Source organism: Streptomyces sp. NPDC048483 (genome assembly GCF_040651455.1).
GTDB lineage: Bacteria > Actinomycetota > Actinomycetes > Streptomycetales > Streptomycetaceae > Streptomyces.
Map to the genome: position 1 here is coordinate 1 of NZ_JBEZJZ010000141.1, position 17,744 is coordinate 17,744.

Here is a 17,744-nt window from a genome sequence, read left to right on the forward strand (position 1 = left end):
TGTTTCACCAGGCTCTCCGGGCGCTTCCCTTCGGTCTTGCGTTTCCGACTCTATCAGATCCTTGCGGCTCCGATTTTCGCCGGCGCGTTTCAGCCTTTCGGCTTCTTCGCGTTTCCAACCTTACCAGATCCGTTTCCGTCTCTGGCCCCCTGCTGGAGCGGGGCTGGCCTTCCGGCTTTCGCTTTCCGGCCATTCCGACTTTAGCAGATCCGGGACTCGCCGTTTCCGGTCGAATTTCGGTTCCGATTTCCCGTCGGAGGGGTTGTTCACGCCTTTCAGCGCAGCAACTACTTTAGCGGAATCCCCCGGTGACTCATAATCGAGCCCCGGTCCAAATTTCGGCATGACGAAATTTTTCCCGGTTAGAGGTCGTTCAGTAGTGGTGTGCCGCGGAAGCGGCGGGATGGCTGCCGTGGAACCTGTCGGCTCCGTGGCAACTCGAAGAACTTACACGATCATGTGGGTGCGGCGCGACCTGAGGGGGCGCCGTCAGTGGATCGAGGTTTCACGGACCGCTAGCTGGTGACCTGAGTCGGAGATTCGGTGGCCGTAGGCGGCGACTTTGTCGAGGATCTCGTCGGCGGTTTTGGTCCAGACGAACGGCCTGGGGTGTTTGTTCCAGTGGGCCAGCTATGCCCGGATGTCGCGTTCGAGAGCCTGGGCGGAGCGGTGGACGCCGCGCCTGAGCTTCTTCTGCGTGAGTTCGGCGAACCACCGCTCGACCAGGTTCAGCCAGGACGAGCTCGTGGGTGTGAAGTGCAGCCGGAGGTCCGGCTTCCACCGGGTCGCTGACGGGCTGCTGATGCGGGGCACCGGAATGCACCGGCGACAGGCCGGCCCCTGGGGCCGGTCGCGGTCGCGGTGCGTATCGTCAGGCACGCGGCAGCCATTCCGGGCGGTCGGCACCGCGATGGCTGAGGATGTTGCGGTAGTGGCCGGGGGTGGCGGACATGATCACCTGGTCGGTCACACCCTGATAGTGGCCGAGCGGCGTATCGGCGGTGAACGTCTCCAGCGGCCGGTTCTCGTGGTCGCCGGGCGTTCCGGCGATCGCGTGGGCGTAGTTCTTGTCGAAGACGCCCATGCTCACCGCCCACAGGGCAACGCGGGTCAGGGAGATGTGGACGCGGTAGCTGCCGCCCTCGACCGCACGGCGTTGCAGCGCGCGGCCGATGCCGGCGGCCAGGAGCCAACCGCAGATGTTGTCGTTGATGACGCCGATCGACGGCAGGGCGGGGCGGCCCTCATCCCCCTCGAACATCAGCATCCCGGAGACGGCACCCGCCACTTGGTCGAAGCCGATGCGGCCCGCCCAAGGCCCGGCGCAGCCGTGCAGGGAGACGCTGGCGTGAATGATCCCGGGGCGCGCGGCTGCCGCCTCCTTCGCGGTCAGGCCGATCTTCTCCAGGTATCCGGGGCGGCGGTTGGCGAAGAAGACGTCGGCGTCCTCGAGCAGACCCCGGATGGCGGCGGCGCCCTCGGCGCCGTACGGGTCGAGAGTCGCCTGACGCATGCCGACATTGGCGGTGCAGTAGAGGGTGTCGTGCTCCATCTCGAAGGGCCGCCACAGGTTGAGCACGTCGGCGCCGTGCAGGGCGAGGGCCCGTCCCGCGCTCGCGCCGGCGATGACGTGCCCCATGCCGAGGGCGCGGATACCGTCGAGCGGCTGGGTGACTCCCTCGGACAGCGGCTCGGGCTCGCTGTCGCCGATCCTCTCGATCTCGATCAGTGGGAGGTCGGCGAGCACGTCCCGGTACTGGGGCTCGGCCATCATCTCCGCGGTGGTGCGCACCATGGGCAGCACGGTGCCCACCTCTTCCGCCGCCTTTTCGAGATCGGTGCCACGCCATTTGGCGATGGCCGCGGCGGCGGCGGAGGACTCGTCGGGGATGCCGAGCAGCCGCGTGGCCGCCAGGCTGAGCTTGGGGTAGAAGTTGGCCGGCATGATCCAGCGGTCGTCGGCGGTGCGGTAGAAGCCGATGGTCACCCCGTCGCCGACGATCGCCGGAGTGGCGGGCGGGTAGCCGTTGAGCCGCTCCCAGCGGGCGGGCTCCGACATGGGGGCGAGCCGGCGGGGCCCAACGCGCAGGTCCATGGCGATGTCCTGGCCCTCGCCCCCGCGGGCGCGCCATAGCGCCGCCATCACCGCCGACTTGGTGACCATGGCGATGGAGGCCGCCGCGCCCAGCCGCAGCGTGCTGCGCACGACCGGGTCGGCGCCGCGGAAGGTGATGGCGCCGCCGGTGTCAGCGGGCGTCATGCCGATCCCTGCGAGCACTTCGGCCAGTTCACTGTGCGGGTCGAAGGCGTCGTCGGTGGCCGGCGCCGCCAGCGCGGCTGTGAGGCGATCGGTCAGACGCGACGCGGACGGGTCGGGCACGGCAGGGCTCCTCATTCACGATGGAAATCGACTGTCACGGTGCATCGCAGGGATGCCTTCGGGCTGGACGGCCCGGGCTCGGGGCCCGGACGTCCTCCCGCTGCTGCGCGGGCCGCCTTCCGGCTCGGCGGCATGCCTCAGCTGTCGCTGAACAGGTAGTCGTCCCGGTTGGGCTGGGACTGGCGGCGCACGTCCGCCTCGACCATGAGCTCGATCAGCTCCTGGAAGCCGACCTTGGGCTTCCAGCCGAGCTCGGCCTCGGACTTGGCCGGGTTCGCGCAGAGGGTGTCGACCTCCGCCGGGCGGACCAGCGCCGGGTCCAGGTACACGTACTCGTTCCAGTCCAGCCCCACCGCGTCGAAGGCGATCTGGAGTACGTCCCGCACGGAGTGCATCACGCCCGTGCCGATGACGTAGTCCTGCGGCTGATCCTGCTGGAGCATCAGGTGCATGGCCTGGACGTAGTCGGCGGCGTAGCCCCAGTCCCGCTTGGCGTCGAGGTTGCCCAGCGGCAGCTTGGCCTGGAGACCGAGCTTGATCCGGGCCGCCGCGAGTGTGATCTTGCGGGTGACGAACTCGGTGCCGCGGCGCGGCGACTCGTGGTTGAACAGGATTCCCGAGACGCCGAACATGCCGAACGACTCGCGGTAGTTCTTCGTGATGAAGTGCCCGTAGGTCTTGGCGACGCCGTACGGGCTCCGCGGGTGGAAGTGCGTCGTCTCGTGCTGCGGAGTCTCGGTCACCTTGCCGAACATCTCCGAGGACGACGCCTGATAGAACCTGATCTGCTGGCCGCTGGGCGTCGAGGAGCCCGTGAAGCCGCTGAACATGCGGATTGCCTCCAGCATGCGCAGTACGCCCAGGCCGGTGACCCCGCCGGTCAGTTCGGTCTGCTGCCAGGACAGCGGCACGTACGAGATCGCGCCGAGGTTGTAGACCTCGTCGGGCTGCGCGAAGCCGAGGGCCTTGACCAGGCTGCTCTGGTCGAGCAGGTCGCCGTCGACGAGCTGCACGTCGGGCAGCAGCCGGTTGATGCGGGCCCGGTGCGGGTTCGCCTGCCCCCGGATCAGCCCCCACACCTCGTAGCCCTCGCTGAGGAGGTACTCGGAGAGGTAGGAGCCGTCCTGTCCGGTGATTCCGGTGATGAGTGCGTGCTTGGCCATGGTGTTGTCCCCCAGATGCTCAGTGACTTTGTCCGGTCATTTACTCGTTCGCCACCCACATCGAGGCAATCCAGTCATCGACTGCCCGCGCCGCTTCCTCCGCGTGTTCGCGCATCATCGTGAAGTGGTTTCCCGATACGTCGATCGCTGTGTGCGGGAAGTCCAAGGTGGCCTGCCAGCTGTCTTCCCTGGACCACTCACCCATCGGTTCGGTGGCCCGCAGCAGCAGGGTCGGTGCGGCGGTCTGTTTCGGCCGCCAGTCGGCAAACAGCTTCGAGTGAGCCGCCGACGCGGTGATTCGGTTGTCGTCGATGGACACGAATGCGCCATCACGGTCGAGTACGCCTTCGGTCAGTTCCTTCTCCCAGCTCAGGAGCCGGTCCATGATCTCCGGCCCGTACATGTCGCTGAGGACGACGGCACCCGGGCCGGTGCCCTGCTCTTCCAGGCGGCCGGCCAGTGCCTGGGCGATGATCGCGCCTCCGGAGTGGCCCATCAGGACGAAGGGCCGGTCGCCCGTCAGCCGGCGGACCGCGTCGGCCTGCACGTCCAGCAGCGCGTCGAGGTCGGCGGCCACCAGCTCGTCGGCGCGGTAGCCGGGAACCGGGAGCGCCCAGAAGTCGCGGCGCCCGCCCAGCGGCGAAGCGAACCGTACGAACTCGTGCGGGCCGGACGTCGCCACGAAGCCGCAGCAGCCGATGAGTTGCGGCTCGGCCTCGCCCCGGGCGAGGCGGACGGGAGGTGGCACCGCGCCCGCCTCGGCCACCGTGCGGTAGGCGAGCCGGTACGCCGACAGGCTCGCCATGGTGAGCATGAAGTCGCGGACCCGGTCGGTCCGCACCGCCTCGCGGTACATCTCGCCGAGCGGCCCGGATCCCGAACCGCGCCGCGCGGAGGACGACGTGGCGGCGCCACCCGCCTCCGCGTACAGATGCGCGGCCAGCGCCCGGGGGGTCTCGTGCTCGAAGACCAGGCCTGCCGGGAGCGGGAGGCCGGTGGCGGCGGATAGCCGGTTGCGGAGCTCCATGGCGGTGAGCGAGTCGACGCCGAATTCGATGAACGGCCGTACCGCCTCCACGAGTTCGGGACCGTCATGGCCCAACACCTCGGCGGTGTGGGCGCGCACCAGCTCCAGTACGGCCCCCTCACTGCTGAGGGCTTCCTCATCGCGTGCCGTGCGCTGCGGCGCCGACGCGGCGCCCTGCGGCTCACCGTCGGCCGGTGCGGCGGGACGTGAGACCAGCTCGTCATAGGAGCGGTTGGCCGGGGAGCCGACCGTGACGGCGCAGAACCGGTCCCAGTCCACGTCGGCCAGGACGGCGCAGGCGCCTCCGTCGGCCACCGCCCGGCGCAGTCCCTCGACGGCCAGGTCCGGTCGCATGGCGCGCAGTCCCAGCCGGTGTTCCCCGCCGTTCCGCGCGGGCCGGCCGGTGCCGGCGTCCTTCTCCCGCGGACCCCAGGCGATGGAGGTCGCGGGGAGCCCGCGGGCGTGGCGGTGGCGGGCCAGGGCGTCGAGCAGTGCCCCAGTGGAGGCCTCCGCGGCCTGCCCGGCGATCGCTCCGGTGCCGGCGAAGAAGGAGAACAGCACAAAGGCGGCGAGGTCCAGCCCCTGGGTGAGTTCGTCCAGGTTCACCGCGGTCTGCATGCAGGATCGGAGCTGGGCGGCGTGGCGCGGCGCGGCACGCGCGGTGAGCGGCACGCCGCCGGTGTCCGGGCTGCCGTCCGGGGCGTCGGTGACCGACCCGTCGTCCGAGGTGTGGAGGTCGGGGCCGGGTGCGTGCACCACGGCCCGTATCCGCTCACCCTTCGCCGCGAGGGAGTCCAACAGCCCGGCGAGGGCCGCCCGGTCGGTCGTGTCGCAGGAGGTGACGGTGGTGCGGATGCCCGGTTCGGCCAGTTCCGTCTCGAGCTGGGCCGCACGGGAATCCTGGGCCCCGCTGCGGGACACGAGCACGAGGTGTTCGATTCCGGCACCGGCCAGCCAGCGGGCGGCGAGCGCGTCGAGGGCTCCGGTGCCGCCGACGATCAGGGCGGTCCCGGCCCGGCTCTCGGCCGCTTCGGCCCAGGTGGCGGTGGACGGGCGCGGCGCCCCCGTGTGGAGCCGCTGCAGCCTTCGTACGAACAGTCCTGAGGGCCGAACGGCGACCTGGTCCTCCTCGACCGCGCCGGCGAGCACGGCGGCGAACAGGCGACGCGCACGGTCGTCGAGCTTGGCCGGGAGGTCGACGAGGCCGCCGTGCCGGTCGGGGTGCTCCACGGCAGCCACCCGCCCCAGGCCCCACATGTGGGCACCGAGGGGATCGGTCACCGGGTCCGCGGGTCCGGTGGAGACCGTGCCCCGGGTGGTCGTCCACAGCGGTGCGTCGACGCCGATGTCGCCGAGCGCCTGGAGGAGGGCCAGGGGGAGGGCGGAGCCCGGTCGCCGCTGCGCGTCCGAGCCGTCGGACGACAGCAGGGACAGCACCCCGGCGAACGTCGGATCGGTCTGTCTGCCCGCCTGCGCGTCGGCCTGGGCGACGCGCAGCAGTCCGGCGACCGCCTCGCGGTCGGCGTCGGCCGGCAGCCGTACGACGTGGACGTCGGCGCCGTGTTCCTTCAGCACCGGTTCGCAGTCGGCCACGAGGTCCGGGGCGTTGTCGTCGGACACGACCAGCCAGGTGCCGGACAGCCCGGCCGTGCCGGGCACGGTGGTGGCCTGCCACTCGACGCGGTACATCCAGCCGTCCACCACGGACAGCTCACGTTCGGTGCGATGCCACTGCGACAGGGCGGGCAACACCGGCTCCAGGGCGGAACCGTCCGGCAGGCCCAGGGTGTTGGCGAGTTCGTCGGCATTTCCCTGAGCGACGTCCTGCCAGAACCTCTCCTCCACCGCGCCCGGCGTGTCCACGGCGCTCTCGCGGGCGCCGCGGGCACGGGGCCGTGGCCAGTAGCGCCGGTACTGGAAGGCGTAGGTGGGCAGGCCGATCGTCCGGGCGCCGGTGAAGAGCGGATCCCAGGTGATGGGGGCACCGTGGGCGTGAAGTCGGGCGAGGGCGGTGACCAGCGTGTGGTCCGGGTCGCGGTCCGCGCGCTGGGTGGCCACGCAGACGTGGTCGACGCGGCTCTCGGCGAGGGTGGCCTCGGCCAGCGCGGCCAGTACGCCGTCGGGGCCGGCCTCGACGAAGCAGGTCACGCCCTGGTCGGCTGCGGCGCGGACGGCGTCGGCGAAGCGAACGGTCTCCCGCACCTGGCGCACCCAGTAGCCGGGCGAGCACAGTTCCTCGCGCGAAGCCGCCCGACCGGTGAGCGTGGAGACGACGGGAATCGCGGGTACCCGGTACTCCAACTTCTCGGCGACTTCGGCGAATTCGGCCAGCATCCCGTCCATGTGGTGGGAGTGGAAAGCGTGCGAGACGCGCAGCCGGTTCGTCTTGCGGCCCCGCTCCCGCGCCCAGTCCCGTACGGCCTCGACGGCGTCGGCGTCGCCGGAGACGGCCACCGAGTCGGGCCCGTTGACGGCGGCCAGCGACACCGTCTCACCCAGCAGTAGTGCGATCTCCTCCTCGCGGGCCTGGACGGCGAGCATCGCCCCGCCCTCGGGCAGCGCCTGCATCAGCCGACCCCGCGCGGCCACCAGCGTGCACGCGTCCTCGAGGGACAGCACGCCGGACACATGCACCGCCGCCAGCTCCCCCACCGAATGACCGATGAGTACATCGGGCGCGACACCGAAGGACTCCAGCAACCGGAAGAGCGCCACCTCGACCGCAAACAACCCGGCCTGCGCGTTCACCGTCTGGTTCAGCGCATCCTGGTCCTCGCCCCACACCACCCCGCGCACGGACGAACCCAACGCCCGCTCCAGCTCACCGCACGCCGCGTCGAAGGCATCCGCGAAGACGGGGAACCGGTCGTACAGCGCCCGGCCCATGCCGAGCCGCTGCGCACCCTGGCCGGAGAACAACACCCCCACCCGGCCGCCGCGTGTCGCCGCCTGTCCCCGCACCACGCCCGCGGCAGGCGTGTCCTTCGCCAGCGCCGCCAGCCCCGTCAGCAACGTCTCCCGGTCCTCGCCGATCACGGCCGCGCGGTGCTCGAGGCTTGCACGAGTCGTCGCCAGCGAAAGGCCGACATCCGCCGGTGACAGCTCGCTCCGCTCCGTCAAGAAGGAGTGCAGCCGCTGCGCCTGCCCCCGCAGGGCCGCCTCGGACCTGGCCGACACCACCCACGGCAGCGGGTGTTGCGGTGGCATTGCGGCTTCGGGCGCGTCCGCGGTCTCGGGACTGTCCGGGGCGGGTGCCGCCTCAAGGATGATGTGCGCGTTCGTACCGCTGATCCCGAACGAGGACACGGCCGCGCGGCGCGCCCGGCCCGTCCGTGGCCACGGCCGGGCCTCGGTCAGCAGCTCAACGGCGCCTGCCGACCAGTCCACATGCGCGGACGGCTCGTCCACGTGCAGCGTGGCCGGCAGTACTCCGTGCCGCATCGCCTCCACCATCTTGATGACCCCGGCGGCGCCGGCCGCGGCCTGGGTGTGGCCGATGTTCGACTTGATCGACCCCAGCAGCAGCGGGTGCCCCTCGGGCCGGCCCTGCCCGTACGTCGCCAAGAGCGCCTGCGCCTCGATCGGGTCACCCAGCTTGGTGCCCGTGCCGTGCGCCTCGACCACGTCCACGTCGGCGGCCGAGAGCCCGGCGTTGGCCAGCGCCTGCCGGATCACCCGCCGTTGCGAGGGGCCGTTGGGCGCCGTCAGGCCGTTGGACGCACCGTCCTGGTTCACCGCCGAGCCCCGCAGCACCGCCAGAATGCGGTGCCCGTTGCGCCGCGCGTCCGAGAGCCGCTCGACGACCAGCATGCCCAGTCCCTCGGAGAATGCGGTGCCGTCGGCCGCGGTGGCGAAGGACCGGCATCGGCCGCTCGCGGACAGCCCGCGCTGGCGGGAGAACTCCAGCAGCGCCATCGGCGTGCACATCAGCGTCACGCCGCCCGCGAGCGCCAGCGAGCACTCCCTCGAGCGCAGCGCCTGCGCCGCGAGGTGCAGGCTGACGAGGGAGGAGGCGCAGGCGGCGTCGACGGTGACCGCCGGGCCCTCGAAGCCGAAGGTGTAGGCGATCCGCCCGGAGACCAGGCTGGAGGCGTTGCCAGTGTTGATGTGGCCCGCTGACGGTTCGTCCGAACCCAGCAGAATGGTGGTGTAGTCCCCTCCGCTGCACCCGATGTAGACGCCGACCGGTTTTTTACGGAGGGAGGCCGGGTCGATGCGGGCGTGTTCCAGGGCGGTCCAGGCGCCTTCCAGAAGCAGCCGCTGCTGCGGGTCCATGGACATCGCCTCGCGCGGCGATATGCGGAAGAACCCGGCGTCGAACTCCCCCGCGTCATAGAGGAATCCGGCTTCGCGGGCGTAGCTGGTGCCGGGGTTGTCCGGGTCCGGGTGGTAGAGCGCGTCCAGGTCCCAGCCGCGGTCGGCCGGGAGCTCCGCTATGCCGTCCGCCCCGGAGTCCACCAGCCGCCACAGGTCCTGCGGGGTGCTGACCCCGCCGGGGTAGCGGCAGCTCATCCCGACGATGGCCACCGGCTCCTGCTGCCGGGACCGGAGCTCGTTGTTCTCCTGACGTGCCTGCTGCAACTCCCCGATCACACGCTTCAGGTAGTCGCGGAGCTTGTCCTCGTTGCTCATTTCCGTATCCCCTCGCCGGCCCGCTCAGTCCCGCGTCCGGTCGGACTGGCCGGGCAGTCCGAGGTCGTTGTCGACGAGTGCGAACAGTTCGTCGTCGGTCGCCGCATCGAGCTTCGCCGTGGCGTCCGGGGCGCTGCCGCCGCCCGCGTTGAGCTTCGACAGCAGCGTTTGCAGCCGCGCGGCGAGTTCGTCGCGTGCGCCGTCCTCCAGGTCGGTGGAGAGGGCGGCCTCCAGCCGGTCGAGTTCCCCGAGCACCGAGCCGCTCGCGTCGCCCGTCGCGTGCGTCAGTTCGTCCAGGACGAAGTCGACCAGCTCGGCGGGCGTCGGATGGTCGAAGACCAGGGTGGTGGCCAACCGCAGGCCGGTGGCCGCGCTGATCTGGTGGTGCAGCTCGACGGCGGTCAGCGAGTCGATGCCCAGGTCGCGGAACGGCCGATCGGGTTCGACGGCTTCGGCCGGGCCGTAGCCGAGGACGGCGGCGATGTGGGTGCCGGTCAGCTCCGCCAGTATCCGGCGCCGCTCCGGTACGGAAACCTCGGCCAGCCGGGCCCGCAGCTGTGCCGCGGTGTCCGCGGCGACCTCCGCGGTGGCGGCGTCGGTTTCGCGCGTCGCCCGCACCTCGGGCACCTCGTCGAGCAGCGGACGGCGGCGGGCCACGGTGAAGCTCGGTGCGAAGGCCGCCCAGTCGACGTCGGCAATCGTCACGGTGGTCTCGTCGCGCTGCACCGCCAGGGCCAGCCCGGCGATCGCCACGGCTGGCGGCATCAGGGGCAGCCCGAGCCGGCGTGCCGATTCCATGTTGCCGTCGAGGTTGATCATCCCGACTTCGCCCCAGGCGCCCCAGGCCACCGAGGTCGCCGGGCGGCTCCGGGCGCGGCGCCACTGCGCGAAGGCGTCGAGGAACGCGTTCGCCGCGCCGTACCCTGCCTGGGCGCCGCTGCCCCAAGTGCTGGAGACCGACGAGAACAGGATGAAGGCGTCGAGCTCGACGTCGCCCAGCAGCTCGTCCAGGTTGACCGCGCCGGCCACCTTCGCGGTCGCCACGGAGGCGAGCTCGGCGGTGTCGGTGGCGACGAGGGTGTTGTTGAGGCTGATGCCGGCGGCGTGCACCACGGTACGCAGCGGGGGGCTGTCGTTCCGTGCCAGCCGGGCCAGCAGGGCGGCCAGCGCCGTGCGGTCGGCCACGTCGCAGGCGGCGATGGTGACCTGGGCGCCGAGTGCGGACAGCTCCGCCTCCAGTTCGGCCGCGCCGGGTGCCTGCGCGCCGCCTCGGCTGGTCAGCACCAGGTGCTCGGTTCCGGTACGGGCGAGCCAGCGCGCGACCTCGGCGCCCAGCCCGCCGGTTCCGCCGGTGATTAGTGCGGTGCCGCAAGAACTCCACTCCCCGTGCCGGTCGTCGAGCGCGTCCGCACCGATGGGTGCACGGCTCAGGCGTCGTACGAACGCGCCGCCGGGCCGCACCGCGAGCTGGTCCTCGTCCCCGGCGCCGGTCAGCACCCGGGCCAGCAGCTCCTCGACACCGTCCGTGCCGTCCGCGGGAAGGTCCACCAGGCCGCCCCAGCGCCGCGGGTGTTCCAGGCCGAGGACCTTGCCCATGCCCCAGACCATGGCCTGGGCGGGGCTGGTCACGGGGTCGTCCGGGCCGGTCGACACAGCGCCTTGCGTGGCCAGCCACAGCGGCGCGTCCATCCCGGCGTCGCCGAGGGCCTGGATGAGGGTCAGCGTCGCGGTCGTTCCCGCGGGCACCACCGGGTCGGGCCGCTCGTCCAGGGCGAGCAGCGAGAGCATGCCGCGGACGCCGTCCGTTCCGATTTCCTCCGCCAGCCGCTTCGCGAGCTGGTCGCGGTCCGGGGCGGGGTCCACGACGAGTTCGACGGTGTCGGCTCCGAGGAGCCGTCGGGCCGCGTCGGCCCAGTCGTACCCGCTCGTTCGGCCACGGCCGGTGGCGTCGGCCGGCAGCACCAGCAGCCAACGGCCCGGCGTGGGAGTCCGGTCGTCGGGTGCGAGTTCGGTCATGCGCCGCCATGCGACCCGGTAGCGCAACCGGTCCAGCGTGGACTGCTGCTGAAGCTTGCGGCGGTGGGTGGCCATCGCCGGAAGCACCGCCTCCAGCGCGTCCTGGCTGTCCAGCCCGAGGATGTCGGCCACCGCGGCCGGGTCCTGCTGTTCGACCGCCGACCAGAATCCGCCGTCCGCCCAGTCCCCGGCGATCGCGGGCGCGGGAGCGTGCCGGGGCTTCGGCCAGAACGTCTGATGCTGGAAGGCGTAGGTGGGCAGCGGCACTCTGTGCGGGTGGACGGCGTCGAAGCAACAGGCCCAGTCCACGGCCCGGCCCTGGGCGTGCAGGTGGCCTGCCGCCCGCAGGAAGGTCTGGTCCTCGGCCCGATCGGCCCGCTGCGCGGCGATGATCAGCGGCTCGCGGCCCGTGTCCTGCGTCCCCGCGTCGGCGAGGGTCTCCCGCGCGGACACGGTGAGCACCCCGTCCGGGCCGAGCTCGACGAACGTGGAGGCGCCTGCCTGCGCCGCGGCCCGCACGCCGTCGGCGAACCGGACGGTGCCGCGCACCTGCCGCACCCAGTAGTCCGGGGTGCACAGCTCGTCGGGGCCGACCAAGGCCCCGGTGACGTTGGAGACGACCGGAATGCGCGGTGGCCGGTAGGTCACCGCCTCGGCGGCCTTCGCGAACTCCGCCAGCATGCCGTCCATGTGGGCCGAGTGGAATGCGTGCGACACGCGCAGCCGTCGGGTCTTGCGACCCCGCCCGTTCCACAGCGCCTCGAACTCCGCGACGGCCGGCGCCGCTCCGGAGACCACCACTGAGGCGGGCCCGTTCACCGCGGCGATCTCCAGCGGGGAACCGGTGTCGTCGAGCGCGGCCGTCACCTCGTCCGAGCCGGCCTGCACCGCCAGCATCGCCCCGCCCTCCGGCAGTGCCTGCATCAGCCGGCCGCGGGCCGCCACCAGTGCGGCGGCGTCATCGAGCGACAGCACGCCGGCGACGTGCGCGGCGGACAGTTCGCCGATGGAGTGGCCGAGCAGCACGTCGGCCCGGATGTCCCAGGACTCCAGCAGCCGGTACTGGGCGACCTCGACCGCGAACAGCGCCGCTTGGGCGTACACGGTCCGGTTCAGCTCGTCGGCTTCACCGGACCACATGACGTCGCGCACGGGCCGGTCGAGGTGTTCGTCCAGTCGGGCGCACACCGCGTCCAGTTCGTCGGCGAATGTTCCGTAGGCGGCCGCGAGCCCGCTGCCCATGCCGATCCGCTGCGACCCCTGGCCGGAGAACATCACCGCCAGCCGTCCCCGGTCGGCGACGGTGCCGGTGACCACATCCGCGGCCGGCCGCCCGGCGGCCACCGCGGCGAGACCGCCGAGCAGTTGCTCGCGGTCCCGGCCGGTGACAACGGCCCGGTGTGCCAGGCCCGCACGGGTGGTGGCCAGGGAGAACCCGATGTCGCAGGGCCGCAGCCGGTCGTGCTCGGCGAGGAACGTGTGCAGCCTGCCGGCCTGGTCGCGCAGGGCGGCGGCGGAATCGCCGGACAGCACCCACGGTGTCACCGGCAGGCCGCTCCCCTGGGCCGCGCCGGTACGGTGCTCGGGCGTGCCGAGCGGTCCGGCCGGCCGCACTGCCGCGTCCGGCAGCACGGCGGGCGCGTCCGGCGTGGTGGCGGGCTCCGTCTCGGGGGCCTGTTCCAGCAGTGCGTGGGCGTTGGTGCCGCCGATGCCGAAGGCGGAGATGCCCGCGCGACGTGGCCGACCCGTCTCCGGCCACACGGTGGTCTCGGTCAGCAGCCGTACGTTCCCGGCGGTCCAGTCGACGTGCGGCGTCGGCTCGTCGACGTGCAGTGTCTTCGGCAGCGTCGCATGGCGCAGGGCGAGCACCGTCTTCATCACCCCGGCGATGCCGGCGGCTGCCTGGGTGTGGCCGATGTTGGACTTGATGGAGCCGAGCCACAGCGGCCGGTCCTCGTCCCGTCCCTGCCCGTACGTGGCCAGCAGTGCCTGTGCCTCGATCGGGTCGCCCAGGGTGGTGGCCGTACCGTGCGCCTCCACCACGTCGACGTCGGTGGCCGACAGCCGCGCGTTGGCCAGCGCCTGGCGGATGACCCGCTGCTGCGAGGGGCCGTTGGGCGCGCTGATGCCGTTGGACGCGCCGTCCTGGTTGACGGCGGAGCCGCGCACCACCGCCAGGACCGGGTGCCCGTTGCGCCGGGCATCGGAGAGCCGTTCCAGCAGCACCACGCCGGCGCCTTCGCCCCAGCCGGTGCCGTCCGCGGCGGCGGCGAACGTCTTGCACCGCCCGTTGGGGGCGAGGCCGCCCTGCCTGCTGAAGCCGACGAAGATGGTCGGAGTGGACATCACCGTCGCACCGCCTGCCAGGGCCAGCGAGCAGTCGCCCTGCCGCAGTGCCTGGCAGGCAAGGTGCAGTGCCACCAGGGAGGCCGAGCAGGCGGTGTCGACGGTGACGGCCGGGCCTTCGAGACCGAAGGTGTAGGACAGCCGGCCGGAGATGACGCTGGCCGCGCTGCTGGTGACCATGAAGCTTTCGTCGGCGCTGTCGGCCTGGTGCAGCAGACCGGGGTAGTCCTGGTAGTTGGTGCCGACGTAGACGCCGGTCCTGCTGCCCTGGAGGGACAGCGGATCGATGCCGGCGCGTTCGAAGGTCTCCCAGGCCGTCTCCAGCAGCAGCCGCTGCTGGGGGTCCATCGACAGGGCCTCGCGGGGGGATATTCGGAACAGCCCCGGGTCGAACTCGCCCGGATCGCTGAGGAATCCGCCCTCGCGGACGTAGCTCGTGCCGGGCCTGCTGCCGTCCGGGGAGTAGAGCCGCTCCAGGTCCCAGCCGCGTTCGGCGGGGAACGGGCCGATGGCGTCGCCGCCGGTGGCCAGCAGATCCCACAGTTCCTCCGGGGTGCGCACCCCGCCGGGGAAGCGGCAGCCCATGGCGACGATCGCGATCGGCTCGTCGGCCTCGACGGCGGTGGCGGTCTGCGGCCGTGCCTGCGGTTCGGGCTCCTCGCCGAGCACCTGCCGCAAGAGGTGGGCGGCGAGCGCCTGCGGCGTCGGATGGTCGAAGACGAGGGTCACCGGCAGCCGCAGCCCGGTCGCGGTGCCGAGAAGGTTGCGGAACTCCACGGAGGTCAGCGAGTCGAATCCGAGCTCCCGGAACGGGCGGTCGGCGGGCACCGCGGCTGCCGAGGAGTGCCCCAGTACGGCGGCGGCCTGCGCCTGGATCAGGTCCAGTACGGCCTGCCCGTGGTCGGACTCGGGCAGTTCGGCCAGTCGCCGGGCCAGATCGGGCTGGACCACGGCCTCGGCGGTGGGCGCCGACTGTGCCCGCCGGTTCTCGGGGAGGTCGGCGAGGAAGGCGTCGGGCCGGTTCGTGTGCCCGGCGGCGAGCCGGGACCAGTCCAGGTCGGCGATCGCGACGCGGGTGTCGTCGTGGTCGAGCGCGCGCCGCAGCGCCGTGATGGCGAGCGCGGGGTCCATGGCCGCGGCGATGCCTCGGCGTTCGCGGTGCCGTCCGGCGGTCCCCTCGGTGGCCTGGCTGTCGGCCCACGCTCCCCACGCGATCGAGGTGGCCGGGAGGCCGTCGGCGCGGCGCTGTTCGGCCAGGGCGTCCAGGTAGGCGTTGGCGGCCGCGTAGTTGCCCTGCCCGGCGTTGCCGAGGGTGTCGGCGATCGAGGAGAACAGCACGAAGGCCGACAGTTCGAGGCCCTTGGTGAGCTCGTGCAGGTGCCGGGCGGCCAGGAGCTTGGGCCGCAGCACCGTCTCGAACCGCTGGGGGGTCAGCCCGTCGATGACGCCGTCGTCCAGCACGGCGGCGGCGTGGATGACGGCCGTCAGCGGCTTGTCCGCGGGCAGCCGGCCGATGACGTCGGCGAGTGCGTCACGGTCGGCCGCGTCGCAGGCCGCGAGGGTGACGCGCGTGCCGAGCGCGGTGAGCTCGCTCTCCAGCGCGTCCGCGCCGGGGGCGTTCGGACCGCGTCGGCTGAGCAGCAGCAGGTGTTCGGCTCCGTCGCGGGCCAGCCGGCGGGCGATGTGGGTGCCTACCGCGCCGGTGGCGCCGGTGATGAGCACCGTGCCGCTTGGGGTCCAGTCCCGTGTGGGCTCGCGGTCGCCGAGCGGGTCGTGCAGCAGCCGGTGGCCGAACACTCCGGTGGAACGGATGGCGACCTGGTCGTCGTCTCCGGCGAGCGCGGCGACGAGCCGGTCCGCGGCGCGCTCGTCCAGCGACTCGGGAAGGTCGATCAGCCCTCCCCAGCAGTGGGCCAGTTCGCGGGCGGCGACCCGGCCCAGCCCCCAGACCGGTGCCTGGTCCGGGTTCGTGAGGCGATCGGCGCGGCCGACCGAGACGGCGCCCCGGGTGGCGAGCCACAGCGGGGCGTCGACGGCGGCGTCGGCCAGCGCCTGTACGAGGGTGGCGGTGCCGATCAGACCCGTCGTCGCCGAGGGCGCGCCGGGTGCCGGCCGCTCGTCCAGAGCGAGCAGGGACAGCACGCCCGCCACCTGAAGGGCGGCCGTGGTCTCGGACAGGTGGGCGACGAGCGCCGCACGCTCCTCGCCCTGGTCGGTGATCTCCACGGTCAGGGTGTGCACGCCGTGCCGGGCCAGGGCCCGGGCGCAGGCGCCGGCGAGGTCGTCGGCGCCCGCGCCGGCCGGGGTGACGATCAGCCAGGTCCCCTGCGGCGCGGCTGCCGTGCCGCCGCCGTTCAGTGGCTTCCAGCGGGTCCGGTAGCGCCAGTTGTCGACGGTGGACTGCTCGCGGTGCCTGCGCCGCCACGAGGAGAGCGCGGGAACCACCGTACGCAGAGCCTCCGCGTCCTCGACGGCCAGTGTGCCGGCCAGGGCGTCGAGGTCCTCGCCGTCCACGGCCTCCCAGAACTGGGCCTCGGCCGGGTCGCGCACGCCGTCGTCGGCGGCGGCGGCTCGTCCCACGGCGCTGGGCCAGTACCGCTCGCGCTGGAACGCGTAGGTCGGCAGCTCCACGGTGGCGGTGTCCGGGCCGAACTCGCGGGACCAGTCGATTCGCAGGCCCCTGGTGTGGCCCTCGGCGAGCGAGGTGAGGAACCGGCGCGGCCCGCCGGCGTTGCGCCGCAGGGAGCCGATGGTGATCACGGCGGTCTCGGCGTCCTGCGCGGTCTCCTGAACGGCCGAGATGAGCAATGGGTGCGGGCTCATCTCGATGAACGTCGTGTATCCGTCGGCGATCAGCGCCCGGGTGGCCTGTTCGAAGCGCACGGGCTCGCGCACGTTGCGGTACCAGTAGTCGGCGTCCGCGGGGACGTCCAGTGCGGCGCCGGTGACGGTGGAATAGATCGGCACCGTGCCGGGGCGCGGGTCGACCGGGGCCAGTTCCCGCAGCAGGTGTTCGCGCAGGCCCTCGACCGCGGGCGAGTGGGCGGCCAGGTTGACCCCGCGCACCTTGCGTACGCGAATGTCCTCGGCCTCGCATTCGGCGATCAGCTCGGCGAGGTTGTCGCTGTCGCCGCACACCACCACGGAGGACGGGCCGTTGATGACGGCGATGGACAGCGCGCCGCCCCACTTGACCAGCCGGCGGCCGACCTCGTCGGCGGGCAGCATCAGCGAGGCCATCTCCCCCTGGCCGTTCGCCGAAGTCATGGCGAGGCTGCGCAGCGCGATGATCCGGGCCGCGTCGGCGAGGGACAGTGCCCCGCTGAGGTAGGCGGCGGCGACCTCGCCCTGGCTGTGGCCGACGACGGCGTCGGGCTCGACACCGTAGGACTGCCACAGCCGAGCCAGCGAGACCATCACGCTGAACAGCACCGGCTGCACCACGTCGACCCGCTCGATGTCGGGCGCGCCCGGTTCGCCGGCCAGCACGTCGAGCACGGACCAGTGCGTGAACTGCCGCAGGGCCTGGTCGCATTCGGTCAGCGCGGCATGGAACGTCTCGGAGGAGGCCAGCAGTTCGGTGGCCATGCCGGGCCACTGCGAGCCCTGCCCGGGCAGGACGAACACCACCTTGCCGTCGGTCAGTCCGGGCGCGGCCGTGCCCGTCACCACCTGGGGCACCGGCGTTCCCTCGGCCAGGGCGGCGAGCCCGGCCCGCAGGCCGACGGGGTCGTCGTCCACCACGGCGGCGCGGTGCTCGAAGGCCGTTCGGGTGCCGGCCAGTGACCATCCGAGTCGGCGCGGCTGCACCTCGGCGCCGTCCGCCTCGGCGCCGTCCAGGTGGGACAGCAGCCGCGCCGCCTGGGCGCGCAGCGCCGGGGCGGTACGTGCGGACAGCACCCACGGAACCAGGCCGGTGCCCGGCTCTTCGGGCTCGGTGACGGTCGGCTCGTCGCCGCCGGCCGGCAGCTCGGCGGTGGCGGGCGCGGGGGCCGCCTCAAGGATCAGATGGGCGTTCGTGCCGCTGATGCCGAAGGAGGACACACCGGCGCGTCGCGGCCGCCGGTCCGCCTCGGGCCACGGCTGGGGCTCGGTCAGCAACTGCACCGCGCCGGCCGACCAGTCCACGTGGGCGGAGGGCTCCTCGGCATACAGGGTCTTCGGCAGCACGCCGTGCCGC

General features: G+C 72.6%; 4 protein-coding genes and 1 pseudogene. All 5 read right to left on the reverse strand.

Annotation, left to right across the window (positions count from 1 at the left end):
* Nucleotides 1-489 precede the first annotated feature (489 nt).
* Nucleotides 490-762, reverse strand: a pseudogene (locus AB0D04_RS38520) (hypothetical protein); the annotation flags it as partial.
* 109 nt (nucleotides 763-871) lie between these two features.
* The gene (locus AB0D04_RS38525; protein ID WP_362712060.1) at nucleotides 872-2,380 is read right to left on the reverse strand and encodes a CoA transferase; all 1,509 of its coding nucleotides are present in this window, start codon (nucleotides 2,378-2,380) and stop codon (nucleotides 872-874) included.
* A gap of 137 nt (nucleotides 2,381-2,517) precedes the next feature.
* Nucleotides 2,518-3,543 carry a GDP-mannose 4,6-dehydratase gene (locus tag AB0D04_RS38530; RefSeq protein WP_362712061.1) on the reverse strand — a complete coding sequence of 342 codons (1,026 nt, stop codon included), beginning with the start codon at nucleotides 3,541-3,543 and terminating at the stop codon, nucleotides 2,518-2,520.
* A gap of 40 nt (nucleotides 3,544-3,583) precedes the next feature.
* On the reverse strand, nucleotides 3,584-9,202 hold the full coding sequence (locus tag AB0D04_RS38535) for a type I polyketide synthase (protein ID WP_362712062.1): 5,619 nt from the start codon (nucleotides 9,200-9,202) through the stop codon (nucleotides 3,584-3,586).
* A gap of 24 nt (nucleotides 9,203-9,226) precedes the next feature.
* Complete coding sequence (locus AB0D04_RS38540; protein ID WP_362712063.1) at nucleotides 9,227-17,734, reverse strand: type I polyketide synthase; 8,508 nt, start codon at nucleotides 17,732-17,734, stop codon at nucleotides 9,227-9,229.
* Between the last annotated feature and the right edge of the window lie 10 nt (nucleotides 17,735-17,744).